24 protein-coding genes and 2 tRNA genes are annotated in these 22800 nt (G+C 60.9%); 4 read left to right on the forward strand and 22 right to left on the reverse strand.

Features of this window, described 5'->3' with window-relative positions; genetic code table 11:
- Window positions 1–33: 33 nt before the first annotated feature.
- The 6 genes from AAZU54_RS06480 to AAZU54_RS06505 form a co-directional block, all read right to left on the reverse strand.
- Complete coding sequence (locus tag AAZU54_RS06480; protein WP_434726869.1) at window positions 34–246, reverse strand: tail protein X; 213 nt, start codon at window positions 244–246, stop codon at window positions 34–36.
- Window positions 246–722, reverse strand: coding sequence for a head completion/stabilization protein (locus tag AAZU54_RS06485; protein WP_434726870.1), 477 nt, complete (start codon window positions 720–722; stop codon window positions 246–248). The genes AAZU54_RS06480 and AAZU54_RS06485 overlap by 1 nt, the downstream gene beginning before the upstream one ends.
- Complete coding sequence (locus AAZU54_RS06490; RefSeq protein ID WP_434726871.1) at window positions 719–1015, reverse strand: hypothetical protein; 297 nt, start codon at window positions 1013–1015, stop codon at window positions 719–721. The genes AAZU54_RS06485 and AAZU54_RS06490 overlap by 4 nt, the downstream gene beginning before the upstream one ends.
- A gap of 95 nt (window positions 1016–1110) precedes the next feature.
- Window positions 1111–1812: a phage terminase small subunit gene (gene gpM, locus AAZU54_RS06495; protein WP_434726872.1), complete on the reverse strand. Its 702-nt coding sequence runs from the start codon at window positions 1810–1812 to the stop codon at window positions 1111–1113.
- A gap of 3 nt (window positions 1813–1815) precedes the next feature.
- On the reverse strand, window positions 1816–2826 hold the full coding sequence (locus AAZU54_RS06500; RefSeq protein ID WP_434726873.1) for a phage major capsid protein, P2 family: 1011 nt from the start codon (window positions 2824–2826) through the stop codon (window positions 1816–1818).
- 38 nt (window positions 2827–2864) lie between these two features.
- Window positions 2865–3713 carry a GPO family capsid scaffolding protein gene (locus AAZU54_RS06505; RefSeq protein WP_434726874.1) on the reverse strand — a complete coding sequence of 283 codons (849 nt, stop codon included), beginning with the start codon at window positions 3711–3713 and terminating at the stop codon, window positions 2865–2867.
- Window positions 3714–3864: 151 nt separating this feature from the next.
- Between AAZU54_RS06505 and AAZU54_RS06510 the strand changes: the two genes are divergently transcribed.
- A complete protein-coding gene (locus AAZU54_RS06510; RefSeq protein ID WP_434726898.1) occupies window positions 3865–5616 on the forward strand; it encodes a terminase ATPase subunit family protein in 1752 nt (583 codons plus the stop codon).
- 1 nt (window position 5617) lies between these two features.
- A complete protein-coding gene (locus AAZU54_RS06515; protein ID WP_434726875.1) occupies window positions 5618–6658 on the forward strand; it encodes a phage portal protein in 1041 nt (346 codons plus the stop codon).
- A gap of 162 nt (window positions 6659–6820) precedes the next feature.
- On the opposite strand, the gene AAZU54_RS06520 is transcribed toward AAZU54_RS06515, so the two are convergent.
- The 10 genes from AAZU54_RS06520 to AAZU54_RS06565 form a co-directional block, all read right to left on the reverse strand.
- Window positions 6821–7138 (reverse strand): hypothetical protein, encoded by a 318-nt coding sequence (locus AAZU54_RS06520; protein WP_434726876.1) that lies wholly within the window; start codon window positions 7136–7138, stop codon window positions 6821–6823.
- 742 nt (window positions 7139–7880) lie between these two features.
- Window positions 7881–8237, reverse strand: coding sequence for a hypothetical protein (locus AAZU54_RS06525; protein WP_434726877.1), 357 nt, complete (start codon window positions 8235–8237; stop codon window positions 7881–7883).
- Window positions 8234–8740 carry a Panacea domain-containing protein gene (locus tag AAZU54_RS06530; protein WP_434726878.1) on the reverse strand — a complete coding sequence of 169 codons (507 nt, stop codon included), beginning with the start codon at window positions 8738–8740 and terminating at the stop codon, window positions 8234–8236. The genes AAZU54_RS06525 and AAZU54_RS06530 overlap by 4 nt, the downstream gene beginning before the upstream one ends.
- Window positions 8741–8995: 255 nt before the next feature.
- Window positions 8996–9071: transfer RNA gene (locus AAZU54_RS06535), tRNA-Thr, on the reverse strand.
- A 98-nt stretch (window positions 9072–9169) separates the two neighbouring features.
- Window positions 9170–9418 carry a hypothetical protein gene (locus AAZU54_RS06540; protein ID WP_186552808.1) on the reverse strand — a complete coding sequence of 83 codons (249 nt, stop codon included), beginning with the start codon at window positions 9416–9418 and terminating at the stop codon, window positions 9170–9172.
- A 307-nt stretch (window positions 9419–9725) separates the two neighbouring features.
- Window positions 9726–10952 carry a methyltransferase gene (locus tag AAZU54_RS06545; protein ID WP_434726879.1) on the reverse strand — a complete coding sequence of 409 codons (1227 nt, stop codon included), beginning with the start codon at window positions 10950–10952 and terminating at the stop codon, window positions 9726–9728.
- Between the two features lie 100 nt (window positions 10953–11052).
- Window positions 11053–11742, reverse strand: coding sequence for an ABC transporter permease (locus AAZU54_RS06550; protein ID WP_186552806.1), 690 nt, complete (start codon window positions 11740–11742; stop codon window positions 11053–11055).
- Complete coding sequence (locus AAZU54_RS06555; RefSeq protein ID WP_186552805.1) at window positions 11739–12434, reverse strand: ABC transporter permease; 696 nt, start codon at window positions 12432–12434, stop codon at window positions 11739–11741. Before AAZU54_RS06555 ends, AAZU54_RS06550 begins: the two co-directional genes overlap by 4 nt.
- A 55-nt stretch (window positions 12435–12489) precedes the next feature.
- On the reverse strand, window positions 12490–13245 hold the full coding sequence (locus AAZU54_RS06560) for an ABC transporter substrate-binding protein (protein WP_186552804.1): 756 nt from the start codon (window positions 13243–13245) through the stop codon (window positions 12490–12492).
- 11 nt (window positions 13246–13256) lie between these two features.
- Window positions 13257–14030: an ABC transporter ATP-binding protein gene (locus AAZU54_RS06565; protein WP_186552803.1), complete on the reverse strand. Its 774-nt coding sequence runs from the start codon at window positions 14028–14030 to the stop codon at window positions 13257–13259.
- Window positions 14031–14702: 672 nt separating this feature from the next.
- Here AAZU54_RS06565 and gabP point away from each other — a divergent pair.
- Window positions 14703–16097 (forward strand): GABA permease, encoded by a 1395-nt coding sequence (gene gabP / locus AAZU54_RS06570; RefSeq protein ID WP_186552802.1) that lies wholly within the window; start codon window positions 14703–14705, stop codon window positions 16095–16097.
- A 152-nt stretch (window positions 16098–16249) separates the two neighbouring features.
- On the opposite strand, the gene AAZU54_RS06575 is transcribed toward gabP, so the two are convergent.
- On the reverse strand, window positions 16250–16693 hold the full coding sequence (locus AAZU54_RS06575) for a hypothetical protein (protein ID WP_186553220.1): 444 nt from the start codon (window positions 16691–16693) through the stop codon (window positions 16250–16252).
- Between the two features lie 131 nt (window positions 16694–16824).
- On the opposite strand from AAZU54_RS06575, the gene AAZU54_RS06580 reads away from it, so the two are divergent.
- Window positions 16825–17358, forward strand: a complete 534-nt coding sequence (locus AAZU54_RS06580; protein WP_186552801.1) for a hypothetical protein — start codon at window positions 16825–16827, stop codon at window positions 17356–17358.
- Between the two features lie 55 nt (window positions 17359–17413).
- Here the strand turns inward: AAZU54_RS06580 and ppk2 are convergent, their stop codons facing one another.
- The 5 genes from ppk2 to AAZU54_RS06605 form a co-directional block, all read right to left on the reverse strand.
- Entirely contained in the window at window positions 17414–18427 is a 1014-nt protein-coding gene (gene ppk2 / locus AAZU54_RS06585; RefSeq protein WP_434726880.1) for a polyphosphate kinase 2, read from the reverse strand.
- Between the two features lie 214 nt (window positions 18428–18641).
- Window positions 18642–18717: transfer RNA gene (locus tag AAZU54_RS06590), tRNA-Phe, on the reverse strand.
- A 91-nt stretch (window positions 18718–18808) separates the two neighbouring features.
- On the reverse strand, window positions 18809–19081 hold the full coding sequence (locus tag AAZU54_RS06595) for an oxidative damage protection protein (RefSeq protein ID WP_186552800.1): 273 nt from the start codon (window positions 19079–19081) through the stop codon (window positions 18809–18811).
- Complete coding sequence (gene mutY, locus AAZU54_RS06600; RefSeq protein ID WP_186552799.1) at window positions 19078–20145, reverse strand: A/G-specific adenine glycosylase; 1068 nt, start codon at window positions 20143–20145, stop codon at window positions 19078–19080. The genes AAZU54_RS06595 and mutY overlap by 4 nt, the downstream gene beginning before the upstream one ends.
- The gene (locus AAZU54_RS06605) at window positions 20142–22394 is read right to left on the reverse strand and encodes an AsmA family protein (protein ID WP_405129028.1); all 2253 of its coding nucleotides are present in this window, start codon (window positions 22392–22394) and stop codon (window positions 20142–20144) included. The genes mutY and AAZU54_RS06605 overlap by 4 nt, the downstream gene beginning before the upstream one ends.
- Between the last annotated feature and the right edge of the window lie 406 nt (window positions 22395–22800).

Raw genomic sequence — 22800 nt, forward strand, 5'->3', positions numbered from 1 at the left:
GTCGATCCTTCCTTGGTCGGTGGGTGTGGGCGATCAATTCCATAGGTTCACCATCTGGCGCTCTGGCGCGGTGGTTTGCAGCTCAGGCAGGGTCACCAGCACGCCGGCTGGAAGCACGGCACCGCGATCGGCTAAGCCAGGGTTGGCATCGAGCACAGCCTCGACTACCCCGGCGGTGCGGCCGTAGTGTCGCCAGCAAATGGCGTCGACTGTGTCGTTTTGCTGTGTGCGGAGTTGCTCGGCCATCAGAGCAGCTCCACGGTGGTGCGGGACGTGCCTAGGAAGTCTCGGACCGCCCAGCGCTGGTCGCGGCGGTAGTCGTCAATGGTGGGCTCGTTATCGTCGGCCTTCTTAACCCCGCTACCGGTGCTGTCGAAACCCCGGTACCGCTCACACACCTCTGCCCCGGCAGCGCATTCAACGGCGCGCAAGTACAGGTAAACCAACTGGGATTCGCCCTGGATCTTCTCGCTTGGGACTTCGGCCAATGAGGCATAGCCGGCGACCTGCTTGGCTACTCGCCATGCCACCAGGTCGCGGTTAACGCTGATGATTCCCGCGATAACTGCTGTTTCAAGCCGGGCGGCGGTGACGCTGGAGTCAATGCGCAGGGTCTCGCGCAGCTTGTCCAGGTCGATCGACGGCCAGAAAGGCTCGCTGTTTATGTGAGCGCCTGGGACAGGGGCGCTCGGCGACAAACCGCCTGGAATAAATCCGCTCATTTCTGATATCTCGAGTCATAGCGGCGGATTGCTTGGAGGATCTCCCGCCGGCTGTATTTCCCCGCGAACTGCTCGCAAAGATTGTCCAATTCGCGCTGCGCATGCTGGTTGATGCGTCCTAGCTCTAGCGATGTCGCCGGCAAGATCTCCCCGTTCCGATTAGGACCGGTGCAAACAGTGAGGTCGTAGGCTTCAGTCGCCTGGACATAACGGCCGGCAGCCTCCGCTAGTTCGCCGTCGCTGCGATCGGAGAACTGGCAATAGAACTGGGCGGCAAATTCGTTGGCGTGCATCTGGACCTCAGCCAAGTCGGCGGTGGTCGGGGCTTCACAGCTGAGCCATTGGCCGCTGATCCGCCCCGAGCCGCCGGGTTGCGTGGGACGCTCGGTTAGCCGGCGGAGCCGGCAAGTTTCTTGAGGAGCCGCTCGGCGCGGTCCAGATCTTTCTTGCCACCGCAGTGATCGTGCAGCTCGATCGCGCGCTTGAGCAGATCAATGCCGGTCTGCAACTGGCCTGGCTCGCCTGGACTGGAAGCGTCCAGACCCTCTAGGTAGCCGCGACCCAGGGCCAGCTTGAGCTTGGCGCGGACTTCGTCGGGCATGTCCTGCTTTTCGGTGAGGTCGGCGGTGCGAATCATGACGTCGATCGGGAACGATTCGCCGGCCTTCTGGGACTTGAGCGCCGCCTCGGCGACTTCCTCAGCGACCAGGCAACCAGTGGTCCGGTTGAAGCGGTTGGGCATTTTGAGGCCGTGCCGCAGCACGTACCCCGCTACATCCAGGCCGTCAGCCCAGGCGCCGGCATCAAAGCGCCACAGCATGACGGTGGTGACCACGTCATCTTGCGCACCACGGCCATCGGAGAGCACGCCGTCGATGTAGGGCTTGTATTCGCCCAGGAGCTCGGCCTTAACCAGGGCCTTGTGTTGGGTTGACTGAACCTGCTGCAAGCGCAGCTGATCCTGCTGGAGCTTGGCGAGCATCAGCTCGTAGGTGCTCAGGCCATCCATGAGCGCAGCCGGTGCGGTGAGTGCCGCCTCCTGGGCGGCACGCTTGCGCAGTTGAGTGCGTTGGGCGAGGGTCAGGGTCATGGTTTAGACCTTCTCGATGTTTTCGACCAAGGCGCAGGCGCCGAAGTCTTCGACGACGTACGACTCGTTGGACGACTGATAATCAGCGACCTGGTCGTATTCGGGTTCGTCACGGATGTGTCGGCGGCGTTTGTCGGTTTGGACGTAGATCGACAGCGCGCTCAGCGGGCCAACCCAGACCGCGCCTTCGATGAAGAAGGGAACGTCGTGCTCGATCGGCAACCCACCAACGCGGGTCTTGACGATGATTTCGTCTGCGGCGTTGGCCTCCTGGTTAGAGGTGGCGCCGTTCTCCAACGCCTTCAGCTGCTTGGCATGCAGCAATGCCGGATCGATGATCGCGACCAGGTCAGAGCGTTTACGGTGCCACGGGTCCAGCAGCTGGATGGCGTCAAAGACCAGGGCGTCGAGGGTCTTGTAATCGCCAGTGGCGCCCAGGGTTACCTTGCCGGCGACATCACCTTCGTCAATGACGCGCTCAGGCGCTCGGTCGCGCATTTTTTGCAGCCAGCCAATGTTCACGTCTTGCAGCATTGGGTTTGCTGCCAGGTCGGTGTCGGCAGCCGCGCTGGTACCGTTGAAGCCGATCATGATGCGGTCCAGGCCCTGGCGCTCGGCGATCGAGCCAGACAGGCGGGTCTGGAAGTCTTTGAATTTCGCCCAGGCGTCGAGCTTCGCATACGGCAGAGCGGTATCGAAGTTGGTTTTTTTGCAGGCATAGGTATCAGCTTTCAGAGAGCTCACGTCACGCGGCTGGCGGCGCTTGCCGGGGCCGGTCGCGGTGCGACTCGCGGTCGGGCCATTGACGCCGAGCATAATGGCCTCACCCTCGGCTTCGTCGACCGGGATGATGTTGATCTTCTTCAGGAAGGCGCTGGATTCCTGGATAGCGCTTTCGAGCTTTTGAGCGGGCGCCGGGGCGACGGTATAGGCCTCGGTCGCCGTGCTGACATCGTTGATTTTGGCTTGTTGGGCCAGGTAGCCGTTGTAGGCGATCCGGGTTTGCTTTTGCATGGTGTTTCTCCGAACTGGTGGTGTTGTAGCGACTGGGGTCAGTAGTCAACGACGGCATGCCCGTCGCCGCCGGCCATGGGGGGACGCTTGTGCTGGGTGTGGTCTTCGGTTTCGCCCAGGCGCTTGACCAGCTCGTTAAAATCGGTCGACAGCTTGTCGTGCTTGGCCTGGAGCTCTTCGCGGGCGGTACGCTCGGCAGTGAAGGCTTCGGCCTGCTCGGCGCCGTGGGTGGCGAGCTGCTCGATCAGCTCTCCCAAGGCAGCGAAATTGGCGGCGTCCTTGCCTTCCTTTTCCTTGCTCTTGCCGAGGAGGACGCCAACCTTGTCTCGCAGGGTGGCGAACATGCTGGGGGTCTCAACGACCTCCTCGAATTTCATCTCCACCTCTTCAGCAGCGCTGAACAGGTCGTCCTGGTGTTGCTTACGGCTGGCCAGCCCGCTCTGGGTGCTGAACTTCAACGCCTCGGTACCGAGGCTGGCGGGGCTGTCGGTGATGGCCAGGCCGATGAGGTAGGCCTTACCGGTCTCGGCGAAGTTGGGACGTACTTCGGCAGAGGTGTAGATCTTCTGCCCTTTCTTGTTCAGCTCGATCAGGCTCTCGGTCGGCTGGATCTGGGCATATAAGGCGAGCTTCTTCTCGCCACCGATCTCGACCTCTTCCGCCTTAAGCGCGAGCACGTCACCGAACGAACCGAACAGGGTGTCCGGGCCGAGACCACGGATGTGCTCGCAGTTCAGGCGGGCGCCGTAGGTGTTCGGGTCGTAGGACGCGGCCATGTCCTCGATCCAGGTGCGTTCTACGGTACGGCCGTCAGTGGTCGCGCCCTCTACGAAGATGCGGAACCAGTCGGAACGAAGTTTCTTGGCGGGGGCGGTGCTTGCGGCCATTCGGGCTGTCCTCATTGCGGTGGCGTTGTGCCTGGCGATGGGGGCATGGTCCGCAGCACGCTGTTCTACGGCAACGCGCTGGCTTTGTAGGCCAAGGGGCTACAGGCCGCGCCAGTGGGGCAACGCGCGCGTGAGCGTCAGCATCGGCGCCATGAACACTACCGCCCAACTCACGACAGATCCCCGCCGCCAAGCCAAGTTCATGTACTGGACGGGTTGGCGCATCACCGATATCGCCGATTACTTGGGCGAGAAAGAGAAGACCGTCCACAGCTGGAAAGCCCGGGATGGATGGGACAAGGCCGACAGCGTCGAGCGTATTGGCGGTGCCTTGGAGGCGCGGCTTGTTCAGCTGTTTCTCAAGGAGGGCAAGACCGGCGGAGATTTCAAGGAAATCGACCTACTCCACCGCCAGCTGGAGCGACAAGCTCGCATTCAGCGCTACCAGGGCGGCGGTACCGAAACCGATCTCAACCCGAATATCGCCAAGCGTAATGAGGGGCCGAAGAAGCAGGCTGTGCGCAACGAGCTGAACGAGGAGCAGATCGAGCTGCTCGTCGAAGCTTTCCGCGACGGTTGCTTTGACTACCAGTTGGATTGGTATCGCGCGGGCAACCAGCGCACCAGGATGATCCTCAAGAGCCGGCAGATCGGGGCCACCTTCTACTTTGCGCGGGAGGCGTTGATCGATGCGATCACTACTGGCCGCAATCAGATCTTCCTGTCTGCGAGCAAGGCCCAGGCTCACCAGTTCAAGACCTACATGCAGTCGTTCCTCAATGAGGTGCTGGGGGTCAAGCTGACCGGCGACCCAATCGTGCTTTGGAACAACGCGGAGCTGCACTTCCTCGGGACGAACTTCCGCACCGCGCAGGGGCGGTCGGGGAACTTCTACTTCGACGAATTTTTCTGGGTCCACGGCTTCGCCGAGATCAACAAGGTCGCGTCGGGCATGGCGCTACAGAAGCGGTGGCGCAAGACCTACTTCTCTACGCCGAGCAGCATGGCGCACCAGGCCTACCCCTGGTGGACAGGGGAGCGGGTCAACAAGGGCAAACCAACCGCCCAACATATCCAGCTAGACGTAAGCCATGAGGCGCTGCAACAAGGCCGGCTGGGCGAGGATAAGATCTGGCGGCAGATCGTCACGATCATGGACGCGGAGTCACGGGGCTGCGATCTGTTCGATCTGGATGAGCTACGGATGGAGTATGACCCAGCCGCCTTCCAGAACCTGCTGATGTGCCAGTTCGTTGACGATGGGTCGAGCATTTTCCCACTGTCGATGCTTCAGCCGTGCATGGTGGAAAGCTGGGACTGGCCTGGCTACAGCCCTTTTGCCATGAGGCCTTTCGGCGAGCGCCCGGTCTGGATTGGGTACGACCCAGCCGAGAGCGGCGACTCTGCTGGTTTGGTCGTACTAGGGCCGCCCCTGGTGCCGGGGGGCAAATTTTTCGTCCTGGAGCGGCATCAGTTCCGTGGCATGGACTTCAACTCTCAGGCCGAGACGATCCGCCAGGTGACTCGCCGCTACAACGTGACGTACATCGGCATCGATACAACCGGCATGGGCAGCGCCGTGGCGCAGCTGGTGCGCCAGTTCTTCCCCGCTTTACGCACTTTTTCCTACAACCCCGAGGTCAAGACCCGCCTGGTGATGAAGGCATGGGACGTGATCAGCAAGGGCCGGCTGGAGTTCGACGCCGGGTGGACAGACGTTGCCCAGTCGCTCATGGCCATCCGCAAGACCATCACCCCAAGTGGCCGCCAGTTCACATACACAGCAGGTCGGAACGAGGCCACCGGTCATGCGGATTTGGCCTGGGCACTTTTCCACGCATTGCACAACGAGCCGCTGGAGGGCCAGACCGTGGCCAACACCGGAATCATGGAGATCTACTGAGATGGGCACTATTGAGCAGGCCGGCGCTGTGCCGGCGAATGAGGGCGATCGGCTGGCTGGTCCGGGCAAGGCCGAGGCGTTCACCTTTGGCGAACCTACCCCGGTGCTCGATGGCCGCGAGATCCTGGATTACCTGGAGTGTTACGACAATGGCCGCTGGTACGAGCCGCCGGTATCCCTCGACGGGCTGGCCCGCTCATCGAAGGCCAGCGTCTATTTGCAGTCGGGGCTGATCTTCAAGCGGAACGCTCTCGCACGGACCTTCATCCCTCACAGGCTTTTGAACCGGCAGGCGTTCGAGCAGATCGTTATGGATATGGGATGGTCTGGCAATCTCTACCTGGAGAAGCGGGACAACATGCTGCGCCAGGCTCTTGGCCTACGACCATGCTTGGCAAAGTACATGCGGCGGGGGTCTGACTTGGAGACGTACCACCAGGTACGAAGCTGGCGGGATGAACACGAGTTTCGCGCAGGGAGCATCTGCCACCTGCGCGTGGCTGATATTAACCAGGAGGTCTACGGGCTGCCCGAGTGGCTGCCGGCGTTGCAGTCGGCGTTGCTCAATGAGGCTGCCACCCTATTCCGGCGCAAGTATTACCAGAACGGCAGTCATGCCGGTTTCATCCTGTACATGACTGACGCTGCTCACAATGAAGACTTCGTCGACGACCTGCGCAAAGCGATGAAGAACAGCAAAGGGCCGGGTAACTTCCGCAACCTGTTCATGTACGCACCGAACGGTAAGAAAGACGGCATCCAGCTCATCCCGATCAGCGAGGTCGCCGCCAAGGATGACTTCGGCACCATCAAGAACATCAGCCGCGACGATCAGCTGGCAATGTTGCGCATCCCGCCCCAGTTGATGGGGGTGGTGCCACAGAACGCAGGCGGGTTTGGGTCCGTGCGTGATGCTACCCAGGTGTGGGCGCTCAATGAACTGGAGCCGGAACAAGCCAGGCTTCTCCAGATCAACGAATGGTTGGGGGAGGAGGTGATTCGCTTCAAGCCTTATGACTTGCCTGCCGCTTCAGCGAATTGACATCCCAGACATAAGAAAGCCGCCCAATGAGGCGGCTTTTTATTGACCTCAATCGGCCAAAAATGTGTGGGTCATCAGCATGAAAAAACCCATTAAATATTATCACTCCAGGCAATATCAAGCCACATCAAATAGCACTGTCGCCCAATAAAACCGGGCCTTTCAGAGCATCGGGTAGACGCGGATCACTCGCTGTCTACCCGCTTCCCCATCAGCCCCTCCCCAGGTCGAGAATGCGTGCCGCTTGAGGTTGAATTCAACACACAGCCGTGATCGCACCTCTCTCAATTGTCGGTGCAGGTCCGCCATCTGGCTGTTCAGTTGCGCGTTGATATCGACCAGTTTCTGGACATCGGCCTTCGCCTTCGCAAGCTGACGCCGCGACTCCTCACTCTCGTGCCTCAACAGCACAACCTGGTGACGAATCATCTTTTCGAGCGTAGGGCTCCCCAGCTCGAATCCCTCGTCGTCAATGAGCATCGTCTTTCACCCCTTCGTTCAGGATACTGTATGTGCATACAGTATCAGCGGAGGCCCGGCGCATCCAGCCTGGCAGGGGGAGGACAGCCGGCGCCAAGTGAACCCCGGCGCGCGCCCTCGTCCCCCCGCCACGCCTGCGGGCTAAACGTGTCGGAATTTCCGCACCCCTGCGCAGATGCTGAGCAGGCCTCGCTGCTGGGCTGCCGGGAAGAATTGGCGATCCAGGTCTTCTGCGAATCCCTGCACCGAAGGGGGTATTGCGACGGCGCATAGCTGATCCTGTAGCGTTGTTTGGCCGAGCTAGGGAGGGGCTCTCAAAAAAAGAGTAACAAGCGTAATCGAGGGGGAAGATTGGTGCTGAAGACCCCGTATTTATTGGACTTCGCTGATTACAAAGAGAGGTAATAGAAGGGTAATTGAAAAAGTAATTTTTCTCTAACCAATTGATTTTAAAGGCTTTCAGGAATCGAAAATATCACTCAACTAAGGAGTAATCTGATTACTTAAAGGTTACTTAAAAATTACTTTTTGAAATGGAGCTGAGGCCTCGGAACTCGGGGGCTGTGAGGGAGAAAACGGTCAGGATTACTGAGGTTACTCTTTTTTTGAGGCCACCCACTACATTAAAAGTCACGAGCAAATCGCGTGCGCAAGCGCACACGTGTGTGCATCGCTGATGCTTATCTGGCAGCTCATTGGTCTGAGGAGAGGAAGGGAAGGGGTGAGTTCCTTCCCTGCGCGGTCAGCGTTTGGTGGCTGTACCGAATACAAAGCCGAGAGCGGAGGTCGTCAGCCCATAAAGCCACTTGCGAGCTTCGTTGAGTTCTGGGCTTTCAGTTACGAAGAAGCTTCCCACGATGAGAAGTGCCGATACGCCGATTACGAAGCCAGCAATGTTCGTGGGGGCTGCTCTATCAGTAGCCCCCCAGAACTTGCCAAGCCAGCCTAGATTTTGCTGATTGTGTTGAAGCTGAAAGTGCTCTTTACCGGCAGCGAAAAAAGCGTTTTCGTCGTTGCCCGAGCCGTTCAGCCCTGGCGCAGCGGCCTCAGCAGCTGGATCAATCGTAACCGAGCCAATGCTAGGGGTAGGCTCGGTCACGCTTGCACCGCCGTTTGGCCGCTTTGTGCTTTGCGCACCGCGTCTTTGAAGTGGGTAGCAATGGTGGTGAACGGAATGTCCACCCCGCGCATCCCTTTCGCAGCCGACCAGGTCACATCCCATGGAGTGCCGCTAGCGTGGGTCATCTCGGACAAGCGGACACCTGAGTACTTGCCGTAGCTGTTGTACACATTCTGCAAGAAGGTACGGATATCGGGGTCTGCCGGTGTCGCAGCCTCCCGGACGCCGAGGGCATCGTACTCAAATGCCTTCCCGGTGATTTCGCCGGAACCGAAGCGCTTGAATTCGTGATACAGCGAGGGGATCACGGGGCCGTACTGCCAAGCCTCGACTGCCTCGTTGATCAGTGGCCGCTCGGTGTAGCCGGCGTACCAACCATGGGCGTAGTAAACGAGCTTCTGCAGCTTCATCGGGCTAATGCACTCACCCCTGGCGGCAGCCAGTTCCAGAAAGTAGTTAGCAATCGATTTCGCATTGAACACGTTCGTTCTCCTTCACGCTACTTTGCGCTTAGAAAGCGCGAGTCCCCCTTGACACCCTGCAAAACGGCTTCCTAGAGGGCTAGTATGGCACGCCGGATGCGGGTTGTATCACAAATAGCTGGGGGGCCAAAAGCTATTCTTAAACTGTATGAGTATACAGTATTTTTGGGCTGACTACCGGTGACCTTGGTACGTGCGTTGGTACGTGTTCCAGAAACAACAAAGGCCTGCATTTCTGCAAGCCTTTGATTTATATGGTGCCGGCACCAGGAATCGAACCCGGGACCTACTGATTACAAGTCAGTTGCTCTACCATCTGAGCTATACCGGCACAGGGGCGTCATTATAGCGATCGGTTGGCCGCTGTAAATACCTTCCGTGCGATCTTTGTATAAAGACCTAAGTTACCGCGCCGAAAGGAGAAATTTCCTACCAGCCGCGGTGGATGGTATTGACGCTTGGCTCGGGCGTGGCGGGGTTGAAAAACAGCTTGTCGTTGTCGCAACCGCGCTTGCGGCAAGGCGTCTCGGCGCGCAGCGGTAGGCCATGGTCGCCGCCAAGCTGCATGCCGGGGGTGTTCCAGCCCAGGTCAGTGGTTTTTGGCGTGGGGGCGTTGTTGGCGCAGCCGCCGAGGGCCAGGGCGAAGCTCAGCAGGGCGAGGGGTTTGGCTTGGATCACGATTTCGAAGTCCGTTCGTAGGTCTGGTTATTTCTGAGTGCAAGGTGCGCAGTGATGGCAATTGTAACCCAGTGGATTTGTTCGGTGGGCACGTTGCCAGCTCCCATTTCGCGCTATGCCGCAAAACGCTTATGCACAAGGGGCATGCCAGCGTTGCGCTGAAGGCATACCGTTGGTCGTTACCACCGGTCTTTGCGCAAAGGCCTGTTTTTGCTGGGTTTGAAGATTCGAGAGGGTAAGCGGAAGGCTTTAAATAGCACCTTGGATCCGAAATTATGCAGTGTTCATCAAAAGCTTGTGCACAGACTTATCCACAGGTTTTTCCAGCTTTTAGCTCGGCCATTAGCATCAGGTTGCGAGGGGTAAGTGGGTACTCGCAGAACAAGCCAACCTGCACGTTGTAACCCTGTTCTTGCAGGAACAGCGCACGATCGAGCACCAGCCACAGCTCCAAGGGCCGTCTGAACAAGTTGCGTACTCGCTCCAGGTTGCGCACTTGCGCCAAGCGTTGCCAGCCGGCAGCCTCCAAGGCAGCCCAGTTGGGTTCGCCGCTGAGCGTCAGTTGCTTGAGTTCGGCCAGGTCACGGCAGTACTGGGCAAAGGGCTTTTCCAGCCAGCTGACGGGCAGGGACGGGGTTGGCAGGTAGTCGTCGCTTTGGCGTTGCTCGCGTTGCAGCAGGTCAAAGCCCAGTCGCCGTGCCATCGAGGTATCTCGCTGGCGGCGTACGCGGGCGCCAGCGGTGACTGTTTCGCTCAAGGGCAGGCCGAGGTCATCAAGATCCAGCTGCAAGGTCGAGGCACTGGCGGCTGTGGACATCGGCTGGTAGTGCTCGGCCTGGATGCGGTTATAGCAGCAGGGGGCCAGGGCGACGTGCTGGCAGCCCTGCTCGGCGGCTAGCCGCAGCAGGCGGACATGTAGATCGCCACAGGCATGCAGGGCGACCACGCTTTTGTTGCCATCCAGGTGACGGGCGCTGTCTGCGGCCATTACATCCTGATGCTGGTGGATGGCCGGGAGGTGATGGTGATCGCTCAAAGCCTGGCCGGCTGCGACCAGCGCGGCATCGTATTCAAGGCAGGTCAGTTGTTGGCCGGGCTGTAACAGGCGGCGGCCGAGGTGGCCTTTGCCTGAGCACCAATCCAGCCAGTGCTGGGTGTGCTGGCGAAAACTCAGGCGGCGGCTGAAGGCTTCGATCTGTTGCCATTTGCGGCCGGGCACGCCGACGTCGAGGCGGTGGCCGGCGGGGGGCAGGCCTGTGTCAGGTAGCTCGCCGAGTTCGCTCAGGTGCTGGGCTTGGGTGGCCAGCTCGGGGAAAGGGGCGGGCAGTTGGCTGGGGTCGAGTTGGGCGTCGGCGTCTTCTAGAGGGCGTTGGCGCAACCAGGTCGAGAGCTGTGGGTGTTGGGCTTCCCAAGGTAGCTGTAATGAGGTGAACGGCCTTGGTTTCCACAGGTGTTGGTGCTCGACGATGAATGGGTCGAGGGCCTGGAAGCGTTCGAGGAGTTGAGCGCTGTGGAGCAACGGCGTGGGTTTCATGGGCGTTGGGCGTTGGAAGTCAAAGGGTGTCAGTGATGGCCTCATCGCGGGGCAAGCCCGCTCCTACCGAGTCAATAGGAGCGATGAGGCCGCTACTGACTCAGCGCCCTTGGCAGGCGTCCACGCGCAACCAGCGTTCCAGCAGCTTGAACCCCTGCACCAGCAAGAACGAGATCAGCAGGTAGAACAACCCGGCAGCAAAGAAGATCTCCACCGGCAAGTAGGTGCGGGCGATGATGGTCCGTGCCATGCCGGTCAGTTCCAGCAGGGTGACGGTACTGGCCAGGGCGCTGGCCTTGAGCATCAGGATCACTTCGTTGCTGTAGGCCGGCAGGCCTATGCGCGAGGCGCGTGGCAGCATGATGTAGAACAGCGTCTTGGCCCGCGACATGCCCAGCGCGCGCGCCGCTTCGATCTCACCCTTGGGGATCGCCTGCAACGCACCACGCAGGATCTCGGCGATGTAGGCGGCAGTGTGCAGGGTCATGGTCAGCACGGTGCACCAGAACGGATCGCGCAGGTAGGGCCACAGCGCGCTGCTGCGCACCGCATCGAACTGGGCCAGGCCGTAGTAGACCAAAAACAGCTGCACCAGCAGCGGAGTGCCGCGGAAGAAGAAAATGTAGCCGTAGGGCAAGGCGCGTACGTACCAGTGCCGCGAAGCGCGGGCGACACCCAGCGGGATCGCCAGGATCAATCCGGCGATGACCGCGATAGCCACCAGCTCCAGGGTCAGGGTTGCGCCCTGAGCGAGGCGTGGCAGCCATTTGATGATGACTTCCCAGTTCATTGTTCGGCCCTCACGAAGCCGCGAGCGGCGCGTTTTTCCAGGAAGTACATGCCGGTCATGGCGATCACGGTCAGGCTCAGGTAGATGCAGGCCGCAACCATGTAGAAGGTGAACGGCTCCTTACTCACGGTCACCGCGATCTGCGAGTGACGCATGATTTCTTCCAGGCCGATCACCGACACCAGCGCGGTGTCTTTCATCAGAATCATGAACAGGTTGCCCAGGCCCGGCAGGGCGATGCGCCACATTTGCGGGAGGATGATCCGCGACAGGATGCGGCCCTTGGACAGGCCCAGGGCCATGCCCGCTTCACGGTGGCCCTTGGGAATCGCCAGGATCGCGCCACGGAACACTTCCGTGGCGTAGGCGCCAAAGCACAGGCCCAAGGCGATTACGCCCGCAGCGAAGGCACTGAGCTCAAGGCCGGGAATATTCAGGGCTTCGCCCAAGCTGTTGACCAGGCCAACGGTACCGAAATAGATCAGCAGGACCCACAGCAGCTCAGGCACGCCGCGAACCAGGGTCGAGTAGAAGCCGCCAAGCCATTGCAGTGGCTTGATCGAAGAAGTCTTGGCCAGTGCGCCGAGCAGGCCCAGGACCAGCCCCAGCAGCAGGGCGCAAAGCGCCAGTTTTACGGTCATGAAGGTGCCAGCCAACAAGGCCGGACCAAATCCGTGCAGGTCGATATTCATGGGTAGATGCGTTCTAGGGACCGACACGCCGCAAGGGCGTGCCGGTCGGGGCGAATCATTCGATGCTGAACGGGAAGTACTTGTCGTTGATCTTCTTGTACGTACCGTCGGCTTTGATTTCTTTCAGGGCGGCGTTGAGGTCGTTACGCAGCTTGTCGTCACCCTTGCGCACGGCGATGCCGATCTTGTCGGACTCTTCTACAGGCTCGCCCTTGAACTCGTAGTTCTGGCCGTCCTTGCTCTTGAGCCACTCGTACTGCACGTACTTGTCGGCGAGGATGCCGTCGATACGGCCGGACAGCAGGTCCAGGTAGGCGTTTTCCTGGGTGTCGTACAGCTTGATCTGAATATCATCGCCGTAGTTGTCTTCCAGCCAGGTGCCGGCCAGGGTTGCGCGCTGGGTACCGATCACCTTGCCCTTGAGCGAGGCCTTGTCGGTTTTGAAATCGACGTTCTTCGGCGCGATGAACTGCAGCTTGTTCGAGTAGTAGGGGTCGGTGAAGTCGACCGCCTGCTTGCGCTCGTCGGTGATCGACAGCGACGACACCAGGAAGTCGAACTTCTTGGCGTTCAGGGCGGGGATGATGCCGTCCCAGTCGGAGGTGACCACCGAGCACTCGACTTTCATCTTGGCGCACAGGGCGTCGCCGATGTCTTTGTCAAAGCCTACGACGTTACCGCTGGCATCCTTGTTGTTGAACGGCGGGTAGGCCGCTTCGATACCCATGCGCAGTTTTTCCGCGGCCATGGCGTTGGCCGAGAAGACCAGGGTGGCGGCGGCGGCCAGGAGGAATTTCTTGTAGGTCTGCATGTATTGCTCCGTTAGCGGTGGCTGGACATGAATTGCTTGCAACGCGCCGAGTTCGGGTTTTCAAAGACCTGCTGCGGCGTTCCTTGCTCTTCCACCAAGCCCTGGTGCAGGAAGACCACTTCACTGGACACCTGGCGGGCAAAGTTCATCTCGTGCGTCACCAGCAGCATGGTACGGCCTTCGTCGGCCAATGCGCGGATAACGTTAAGCACTTCCTGGACCATTTCCGGATCGAGCGCCGAGGTCGGCTCGTCGAACAGGATGACCTTGGGCTTCATGGCCAAGGTACGGGCAATGGCGGCACGCTGTTGCTGGCCACCGGAAAGCTGGGCGGGGTAGCTGTGACGCTTGTCATAGATGCCAACCTTGTTCAGCAGCGCCTCGGCGTGTTCGATCGCCTCGGCCTTGCTCTGGCCCAGCACCCGGCGCGGCGCCTCGATGATGTTGTCGAGGATCGACATGTGCGGCCACAGGTTGAAATTCTGGAAGACAAAGCCGATTTCGCTACGCAGGCGATTGATCTGGCGGTTGTCGGAGGGGATCAGGTCGCCATTCTTGGCAGCCTTGAGCTTGAGCTCTTCGCCGGCGACGAGGATCTGCCCCTGGTGCGGGTTCTCCAGCAGGTTGATGCAGCGCAGCAGGGTGGACTTGCCGGAGCCGGACGACCCCAGGATGGAGATCACGTCACCGTCACGGGCGGTCAGCGAAATGCCCTTGAGAATTTCCTGCTCGCCGTAGCGTTTGTGCAGGTTGCGGATTTCTAGCGCGGGCGTGGCCTCGGCCATGTGCGGTCCTCATGTGTTCGGGTGCGTTCCCAGCTGTTGGCGGCCTTCCTGGCGAGCGCCACGCTAGCATAGCGGCTCAGTGACATCCAACCGGGTCGCAGGGGGCTCGGGTCGCTGGCGGGACAGTTTGTCGCATCGCTGCAGCGCAACGTCGCGAGGATGTCCGCAGACCTTTGCGCCCAGCACCAGAGCCTTGATGAAAAAAGGCGCGATGGTGCCAGCTTTGGCCAAGCCTGGGAAGCCGTTTTTGGCCTCTTCGCGGCTAGCCCGCTCTCACAAATATCCCATAAACCTCAGGGATTGCGCCAAACCCTATGGGAGCGGGTTTGCCCGCGAAGGATTCGACGCCTACTTGAGGGTTGCGCCGAAGGTTGCACTTTTCTGCCTGGTTATTGTGCGCAGGTGTTACCGAGGAGCACCTTTGGTGCGTTTGTAAGTGGGTATTTCTGTAATCTGGACTTGGCATGGGGGTTTGGCGGCCTTTCGGTCAAAGCCTGGCCGAATGCCCTGCAAGCCGCGCCATATCTGCCTGCTGAAAGATTTCAGACGAAAGCCATTCTCACCTGGCCCGGTTATTGCCATCTGGAAATCACTGAATGCAGCGACGCCGACTTTCACCCCAGGCGCGCTGGCCGTCATTCGTGTAGTCCACCTCCTTACAAAGGTAGTTTTATGAGCGGTAACAATTCCAACGACCTCGCTCAGGGGCTCAAGCAACGGCATGTGACCATGCTGTCCATTGCTGGCGTGATCGGCGCCGGTCTGTTCGTCGGCTCCGGCCACGCCATTGCCGCTGCCGGCCCTGCCGTACTGCTGGCCTACGCCGCCGCCGGTACCCTGGTGGTGCTGGTGATGCGCATGCTGGGCGAAATGGCGATTGCCTCGCCTGACACCGGTTCGTTCTCCACTTATGCCGACCGCTCCATCGGGCGTTGGGCAGGTTTCACCATCGGCTGGCTGTACTGGTGGTTCTGGGTCTTGGTGATCCCGCTGGAAGCCAACGCCGCCGCAGCCATCCTGCATGCCTGGTTCCCTGCGGTCGATCTGTGGGCGTTCTCGCTGCTGATCACCCTGGCGCTGACCCTGACCAACCTGTGCAGCGTGAAGAACTACGGCGAGTTCGAGTTCTGGTTCGCCTTGCTCAAAGTGCTGGCGATCATCGGCTTCATCGTCGTCGGTTGCGCCGCCATGTTCGGCATGGTGCCCAGCAGCCAGGTCAGCGGTGTCAGCCACCTGTTCGACACCCAAGGCTTCATGCCCAATGGCCTGGGCGCCGTGCTGGCAGCCATGCTGACCACCATGTTCTCGTTCATGGGTACCGAGATCGTTACCATCGCTGCTGCCGAATCGAAAGATCCAGGCAAGCAGATCAGCCGCGCCACCAACTCGGTGATCTGGCGGATCTGCCTGTTCTACCTGGTGTCGATCTTCCTGGTCGTGGCCCTGGTGCCGTGGAACGATCCAGCCCTGGCCGAGACCGGTTCGTACCAGACCGTGCTGAGCATGATCGGCGTGCCGAATGCCAAGCTGATCGTTGATATCGTCGTGCTGATCGCCGTTACCAGCTGCCTGAACTCGGCGCTGTACACCTCCTCGCGCATGCTGTTCTCGCTGAGCAAGCGTGGCGACGCACCGGCTGTGGCCCAACGCACGACCAAGGCCGGTACTCCGCACTGGGCAGTGTTGCTGTCTACTGCTGCGGCCTTCCTCTGCGTGTTCGCCAACTTCGTCGCACCGGCGCAGGTGTTCGAGTTCTTGCTGGCCAGTTCCGGTGCTATCGCTTTGCTGGTGTACCTGGTGATTGCCGTATCGCAACTGCGCATGCGCAGCCAGCGCGAAGCGCGTGGTGAGAAGATCGACTTCAAAATGTGGCTGTTCCCCGGCCTGACCTGGGCGACCATTGCCTTCATCATTGCCGTGCTGGTGGTGATGGCGATCCGTCCGGATCATCGCGCCGAGATCGTCGCGACCGCGTTGCTGAGCATTGGTGTGGTGGCAGCGGGTCTGCTGGTGCATCGCAAGCGCAAGGCTGATGAAGCGGCGGGTCGGGTGGCGCTGGATAACTGATCCAGGCTGCTTGAACGCAAAAGGCCGCGCCCTGTGAAGGGTGCGGCCTTTTTGTTGGGCTGTGCGAGCCTATTCGCGGGCAAGCCCGTTCCTACAGGATTGCATGCTACCTGTGGCAGCGGGCTTGCCCGCGAACAGGCCGTTAAAGCGCTTTAGCCAAACTGTTTTTGCTGTTGCTGCTGCTTGGCCACCACCTCGGATGCGGCGATGTAGGCTTGCTGGAACTCGTCGCTCTCCAGCCAGGCCATGGTGGTGTCTTCGTCGGCGCCGTCCAGCCAGGTGCGATAGGCAGTGAACACCAGCACGATGTAGTCGGTGGCGTGCTCTTCCTTGTGGCCCTTGAGCACCAGCGCCAGCAGCGGGTCGACCAGGAACACCGAGATCATCGCGACCAGGCCGCTCTCCTGGGCCACCTTCATCTTCTCGAACAGCTCCTTGTAGCTGTCCGACTCCATGGCCTTGTTGAACACCTGCTCGATGCTGGCGCTATCGCCAGCGCTGGCCTTGACCGCTTGGCCGCCACGCACCATGCGGTTTTGCTTGGCCTTGGAGGCGGCGCGCTTGGCGCGTTTCTGTTGTTTGCTGTTGGAGGCCATGGTGAGCAGGTGTCCTTGGAAGGCGGAAAATGTGCGTATTGAATCGCACTTGCCGGTGAAACCCAAGCGACATGCGACGGTCTCAGGCAGGCTGTCGGACATTTGGCAGTTGCCCCTTGAGGATTTCACGGATGAAAACAGCAATTTCGCTCGGCCTGTTGGCTGTGGCGCTTTCTGGTTGCGGCAATATCGCCGCGGTCAAGTCGTTCAACACCCCCTATGGCTCGCCGACCGCGGGTGACACTGCGCGCTTGCGAGTGATCGCCAATGGCATGGTGCGCGCAGTACCCGGCAAGGATTGCGTGGACTGGTACAGCCCTGGAGCCGGGGTGATCGCGGTGCCGCAGAAAGGCTTCGCCGACCGCAATGGTGAATCTCTGGGCATGCCCACTGGCGCCGCAGTGGCGCAGGGCGATGTGGTCAGCGAAGTGCTGGTGCCGGCAGGCAAGCCGTTTACCCTGCACTTTCTCGACGGTGGGCGCACCAGCTACAACAGCGTGACCAACTGCCTCGGGATGTTCTACTTCGTCCCGCAGAAGGGCGCCGACTATGAGGTAGTCATGCGCGGTTACAGCGGCTGTGGGGTGAAGCTGCAGCAGTTGGGGTTGGATCAACCGGTGCAGGCCACCAAGGCGGAGTACTGCAGCGCCATTGCCAACTTCTGAGTGAAGTTGGCTTTTGCGGGCTTATCGCGGGGGCAATCCTGGGCCTGCAGGGGGGTCATGCAGCTGGCGCTTCATCCTCTTCAAAGCCCCGCGACGCACGTCCCACCAGCAGCGGATCCGGCGCATGCGCCACGCTCAGGTCCTTGCCTGGGTAATCCAGCGAATGCAGGAAGTGCCGGATGCAGTTGATCCGCGCGCGCTTCTTGTCATCGGACTTGATCACCGTCCACGGCGCATCGCCGGTATCGGTGTGGAAGAACATCGCCTCCTTGGCGGCGGTGTAGTCGTCCCATTTATCCAGCGACTTGATGTCGATCGGCGACAGCTTCCAGTGCTTGAGCGGATCGTCACGCCGCGAGATGAAGCGCCGTAGCTGCTCCTCGCGGTTGACCGAGAACCAGTACTTGAACAGCAAGATCCCGCTGTTGCAGAGCATCCGCTCCAAGTCTGGCGCCTGGCGCATGAATTCCAGGTATTGCACCGGCGTGCAGAAATCCATCACCCGCTCGACCCCGGCGCGGTTGTACCAAGAGCGGTCGAAGAAGACCATTTCTCCCGACGTGGGCAGGTGCTGGATGTAACGCTGGAAGTACCACTGGCCCTTTTCCTGCTCGGAAGGCTTCTCCAGCGCCACGATGCGCGCGCCGCGCGGGTTCAAGTGCTCCATGAAGCGCTTGATGGTGCCGCCCTTGCCAGCCGCATCACGCCCCTCGAACAGCACGACTACGCGCTGGCCGGTGTCCTTCACCCAGCTTTGCACCTTGAGCAGCTCGATCTGCAGGGCGTGCTTGGCCTTCTCGTAGTCGTTGCGGCGCAGACGGGTGACATACGGGTAGTTGGCCGGCAAGCGCGCCGAGGTGCTGTCCTCGTTGCTACCCTTGCGCGCAGTGGCCACCTGCAACGCGGCAGGCTGCTGGCTGACCGTGATGATCGAGCTTTCGCCTGTGGCCTTGGCCGCTGGCTTGCGCTGGCGAGGGCGGCGCGTGCGCGGGGGTGGGGGTGGGGTGACGCTGGGCGTGGCCTCGACGCTTGGCGCGGCGGAAAGAAGCGGGGTGGATTCGTCGCTCATGGAAGTCCTTGCGGGTCGATTCGAGTGTCCACCTGGCATGCTAAGGCGTTTTCGCGAGCGGCTAGTTGATTCGGGTCAAGGAGGGGATGGGAGGGGGTGGCTGCTGTGCAGCCATTCGCGGGAAAGCCCGCTCCCACAGGGGGGGTGGTGGGGGCTGGATAAAACTCGGGCAATAAAAAAACCCTGAATCTTTCGATTCAGGGTTTTAGTGTTTTGGTGCCCAGAGACGGAGTCGAACCGCCGACACGAGGATTTTCAATCCTCTGCTCTACCGACTGAGCTATCTGGGCAACGGGGCGCATTAAAAGGCTTTTTCAGGTTTGCGTCAACGACTTTTTGAAAATTTTTTAAATTAATTCCGTCGCTTACGATTTTGCTGGGTCATTCGGCCGGTGGCACGTAGCCGTCAGCCTTGGCGTAATCCTCGCCGGAGAAGTATTTGTCCATCTCCTGCTGAAGGAATTTGCGGTCCTCGGCATTCATCATGTTCAGGCGCTTCTCGTTGATCAGCAGGGTTTGGTGTTTCTGCCACTCATCCCAGGCCTTCTTCGAGATGTTGTCGAAGATGTCCTGGCCTTTGGCGCCTGGGTACGGCGGGCGCTCAAGGCCAGGCAGCTGTTCGTGGTATTTGCGGCAGTTCACGGTGCGGGTCATCGGGGCTCTCCTGCAATCAATTGGTCGGCCGCGCGTTTGAGCAGCTTCTTGACCGGGGCGGCGAGGCCCAGGCGCGGCGGGGTGGCGAGGTTATACCAGAGCCAGTCAGGCTCGGCCACGTGCGCGCCGAGCGGATCGACACGGACCAGCCAAGGCTCGATGGCCAGCTGGAAGTGGCTGAAGGTATGGGTCAGGCCATCGAGGGCCTGGCTGCCGGTCAGGCGCAGGCCGTGCTGGTAAGCCAGGTCATCGAGCTGCTCCAGGCTGTCTAGCTCGGGCAGGCTCCACAAACCGCCCCACAGGCCGCTGGAAGGGCGCCGGTAGAGCAGGATGGCGCCTTCTTGGTTGGCCAGGATCGGCATCAGCGTGCGCCGCTGTGGCAAGGTCTTGCGCGGCTTGGGCTCGGGGTAGTGAGTCTCCTGGCCGAGCAAGTGCGCCTCACAGCCGCGCTGGAGCGGGCAGATCAGGCAGCTGGGCTTGCTGCGCGTACACAGGGTCGCGCCCAGGTCCATCATCGCCTGGGTGTAGTGGTTGGCGCGGGCGTGTGGGGTGTAGCGCTCGGCAGTGGCCCACAGCGCGTTGGCCACCTTCGGCTCCCCCGGGTAGCCGCCCTGGGCGCTGTAGCGGGCCAGTACGCGCTTGACGTTGCCGTCGAGGATCGGCGCGCGGATGCCCATGCTGATACTGGCAATGGCGCCGGCCGTGGAGCGACCAATGCCAGGCAGCTCGGTCAGCTGCTCGACACTACGCGGGAATTCGCCGCCATGCTGGTTGACCACGATCTGCGCGGCCTTTTGCAGGTTGCGCGCGCGGGTGTAGTAGCCAAGCCCGGTCCACAGGTGCAGCACTTCGTCTTCCGGCGCCTCGGCCAGGTCCTGCACGGTCGGCAGGGCCTGCATGAAGCGGTCGAAGTAGTTGAGCACGGTGCTGACCTGGGTCTGCTGCAGCATGATTTCCGACACCCACACCCGGTAGGGGTTGATGCCCTGTTGCCAGGGCAGGTCGTGGCGGCCGTGCTGGTCGTACCACTCCAGCACTGCGCTGGAGAACTGCTGGGGGCTCATCGCTTGAACAGCCCCTTGAGTGCGTCTTTCAATTCAGGGCTCACTTTGTCTCCGAGTTTCTCGTCGAGCTTTTCATCGATCTTGTCTTTCAGGCGGTTGCCGGCGAGTTTGGCGGCAACCTTGCCCAGGCCGTCCTGATCCAGGCGGCAGGCCTTGGCGCCAAGCTCCAGCGGGCCACGGCAGCGCAGCGGCACTTCGACGCCGACATAGCGCTCGTTGACCTGGCAAGCCGGGTCGGGCATGGCACGCTGATCGCCTTCGACCACTACGCCGATCCGGTAGTCCATGCCCAGCACGCGCAGGTCCAGGTCGCCCTGGCCGTTGACGGTCAGGCCGGGGATGCGTGCCTTGAGGTCAGGGTTGCTGGCCACGCCATTGCGCACCACCAGGCTGCCTCGCAGTTCCTCGAACGGCGTGTCCTTGCCGCGCGGCTCACCGCTGAGCGACTTGCGGTTGAGGGTGGCGATGGCCTGGCACAGCTGCTGCTCCAGGTTGGCGTTGACCAGTACACCATCATTGATGGTGAAGCTGGCGTTGCCGTTGAGCGTATCGACCAGGGCCTTCTGGCTGTTGCCGGTGGCAGTCAGGTCGCTGTTGAGGGTCAGCAGGCCTTTGACTGGCGGCGTCTGCTCAGGGCTTTCGGACTTGATGAAGTGCTCGACCGGCACCCGGTTGATCTTGGTGTTGACGCCGATTTGCGGCACCGCCGGGCGTACATCGAGGGTGCCCTTGGCTTCGAAGCTGCCGTTGTACAGGCCGCCACGCAGGGTTTCCAGGGTCACCAGGCCGCCCTGGCCTTTGGCCTTGAGCTGGGCGTCTGTGATGGGCAGCTTGTCCAGGGTCAGCGCGCCGAAGCTGAGCTCGGCTTGTAGATCGAGGGCGCGCAGGCGATCGACCGGCAGCAGTTTGTCGTTGCTCCAGGCCACCTGGGTCGGGGCGTTAGGCAGGGGTGAACTGCCAGCGCCGGCCACGGCGGTGGTTTCCTGCTGCTTGACTTCGGCCTGGCGCGCAGCGGTGGCGCCCTTGGCTTGTTCGCTCTTGGCCGGGAAGTAGCGATCGGCGTCGAACTTATCGGCTTTTAGCTGCAGGCGCAGGGCTTGCTTGGCGAAGTCTTCGATCGCCACGCGGCCGCTGAAGGTGCTGTCGTCCAGTTTCACTGCCAGGTCTTCCAGCGCCAGGCTGTTAGGGCTACCGGCCAGGCGGCTGACCAGCTCCAGCTTGCCGAAAGCGGCTGGATCGGCAGTGGCGGGCAGCGGCTGGCCGATGCCGTCGAGGAAGGTGCGCAGGTCGAATTGGGCAATCGACAGCCCGCCGCTGACCTGTGGCGTCTTATCCAGCTCACGCACATTCAGCTCGCCAAGCGCGCGCAGCTGGTTGGCGGAGACCTTCAGGCCATTCCACGAGGCGACATTGGCCGCCATGTCGACCAGCAGTTGGCCTTGGGCGTTGAAGGTCAGGGTCTTGCCGGCCAGTGGTTCGCCCGAGGTTTCGCCGGACAGGCGCATGTCTTCGAGGTTGTAGCGCTTGAGCTTGCGGTCAAAGCGCAGTTCGCCGGTCAGTTCGGTGCGGGCTTTGATGTTCGGCTGCGCAGCGCTGAGGAAGGCGCTGGCCTTCAGGGCAATGTTCGCCCCTTCATGCACCGGGCCAGTGCTCAGCTGGATGCTCTCGGCACTGACGCTCTGGCCAGTCTTGGCATCGGTGTACTGCACGCGGGCGTTGTTCACCGTCAGGCTGTCGATATCCAGCTTGACCGAACGTTCGCTGGCGTTGTCGGCTGCTGCGGGCTCGCCCGCGGGCGTTGCAGCGGGGGCGTTGGGCGTGCTGGCGCTGGCATCTTGCGCCGGCAGTGGCTTGCCGATGTCTTGCCAGTTGCCGTGGCCGTTCTCATCGCGGACCAGGTTCAGGTTCAGGCCTTCGACCCGGACATCGCTCATCTGCACTTCGCGGCGCAGCAACGGCAGCACGCGCACCGACAGACCGAGCATCTGCAGGTCGGCGAACGGCTCTTTAGGCTTGTTCAGGGTGGCGATGCTGGCCTCATGCAATTCCAGGCCGAGCCAGGGGAACAGGCTCCAGCCGATATCGCCATTGAGGGTCAGCTCGACGTGGGCCTTGTCGCGCGCCAGTTGGCGAATCTCGTCTTTATAGTCGTTGGGATCGAAGAGGTGGGTCAGGGCGAAGCCCAGTGCCACGATGATCAGCAGCAACCCGAGAAGTCCCAGCCCCAGGATTTTGCCGAACGCTTTCATGGGCGAGTCCTTGTAGTCCGATTTTTGAAAATTCAAGCGCCAGAGTATAGCGCCGCGACTAGCTGCCCTGAGTATTCGACTAGAGATACAGGGCATTTCCTACTAATTGAGCAGATTACACAGGATCGTGCAGGCGCAGGCTGGTCGCGCGATGTGGTCAGTTCGGTGGATAACGAGTGGATTTCGACCGCCGCCACCCGGACAGTTCCTTGAATGGGTTCAGCTGTTGAAAAAATAACGATATCAGATTGCTTTCATTGAGCGATTCAGCTGGTAATCTTGCGCCGCTTTCGGAGCATAACGCGACCTTTTGTCGCGGATGTTGCCACGTTAACGGCCGGGCCATGCCTTGGTGCACTTGGATAAGAGCCGCGCGTCACATCCGCAAAGCACAGCCCACCTACAA

It is taken from the genome of Pseudomonas sp. Je.1.5.c (genome assembly GCF_051129895.1).
GTDB lineage: Bacteria > Pseudomonadota > Gammaproteobacteria > Pseudomonadales > Pseudomonadaceae > Aquipseudomonas > Aquipseudomonas urmiensis.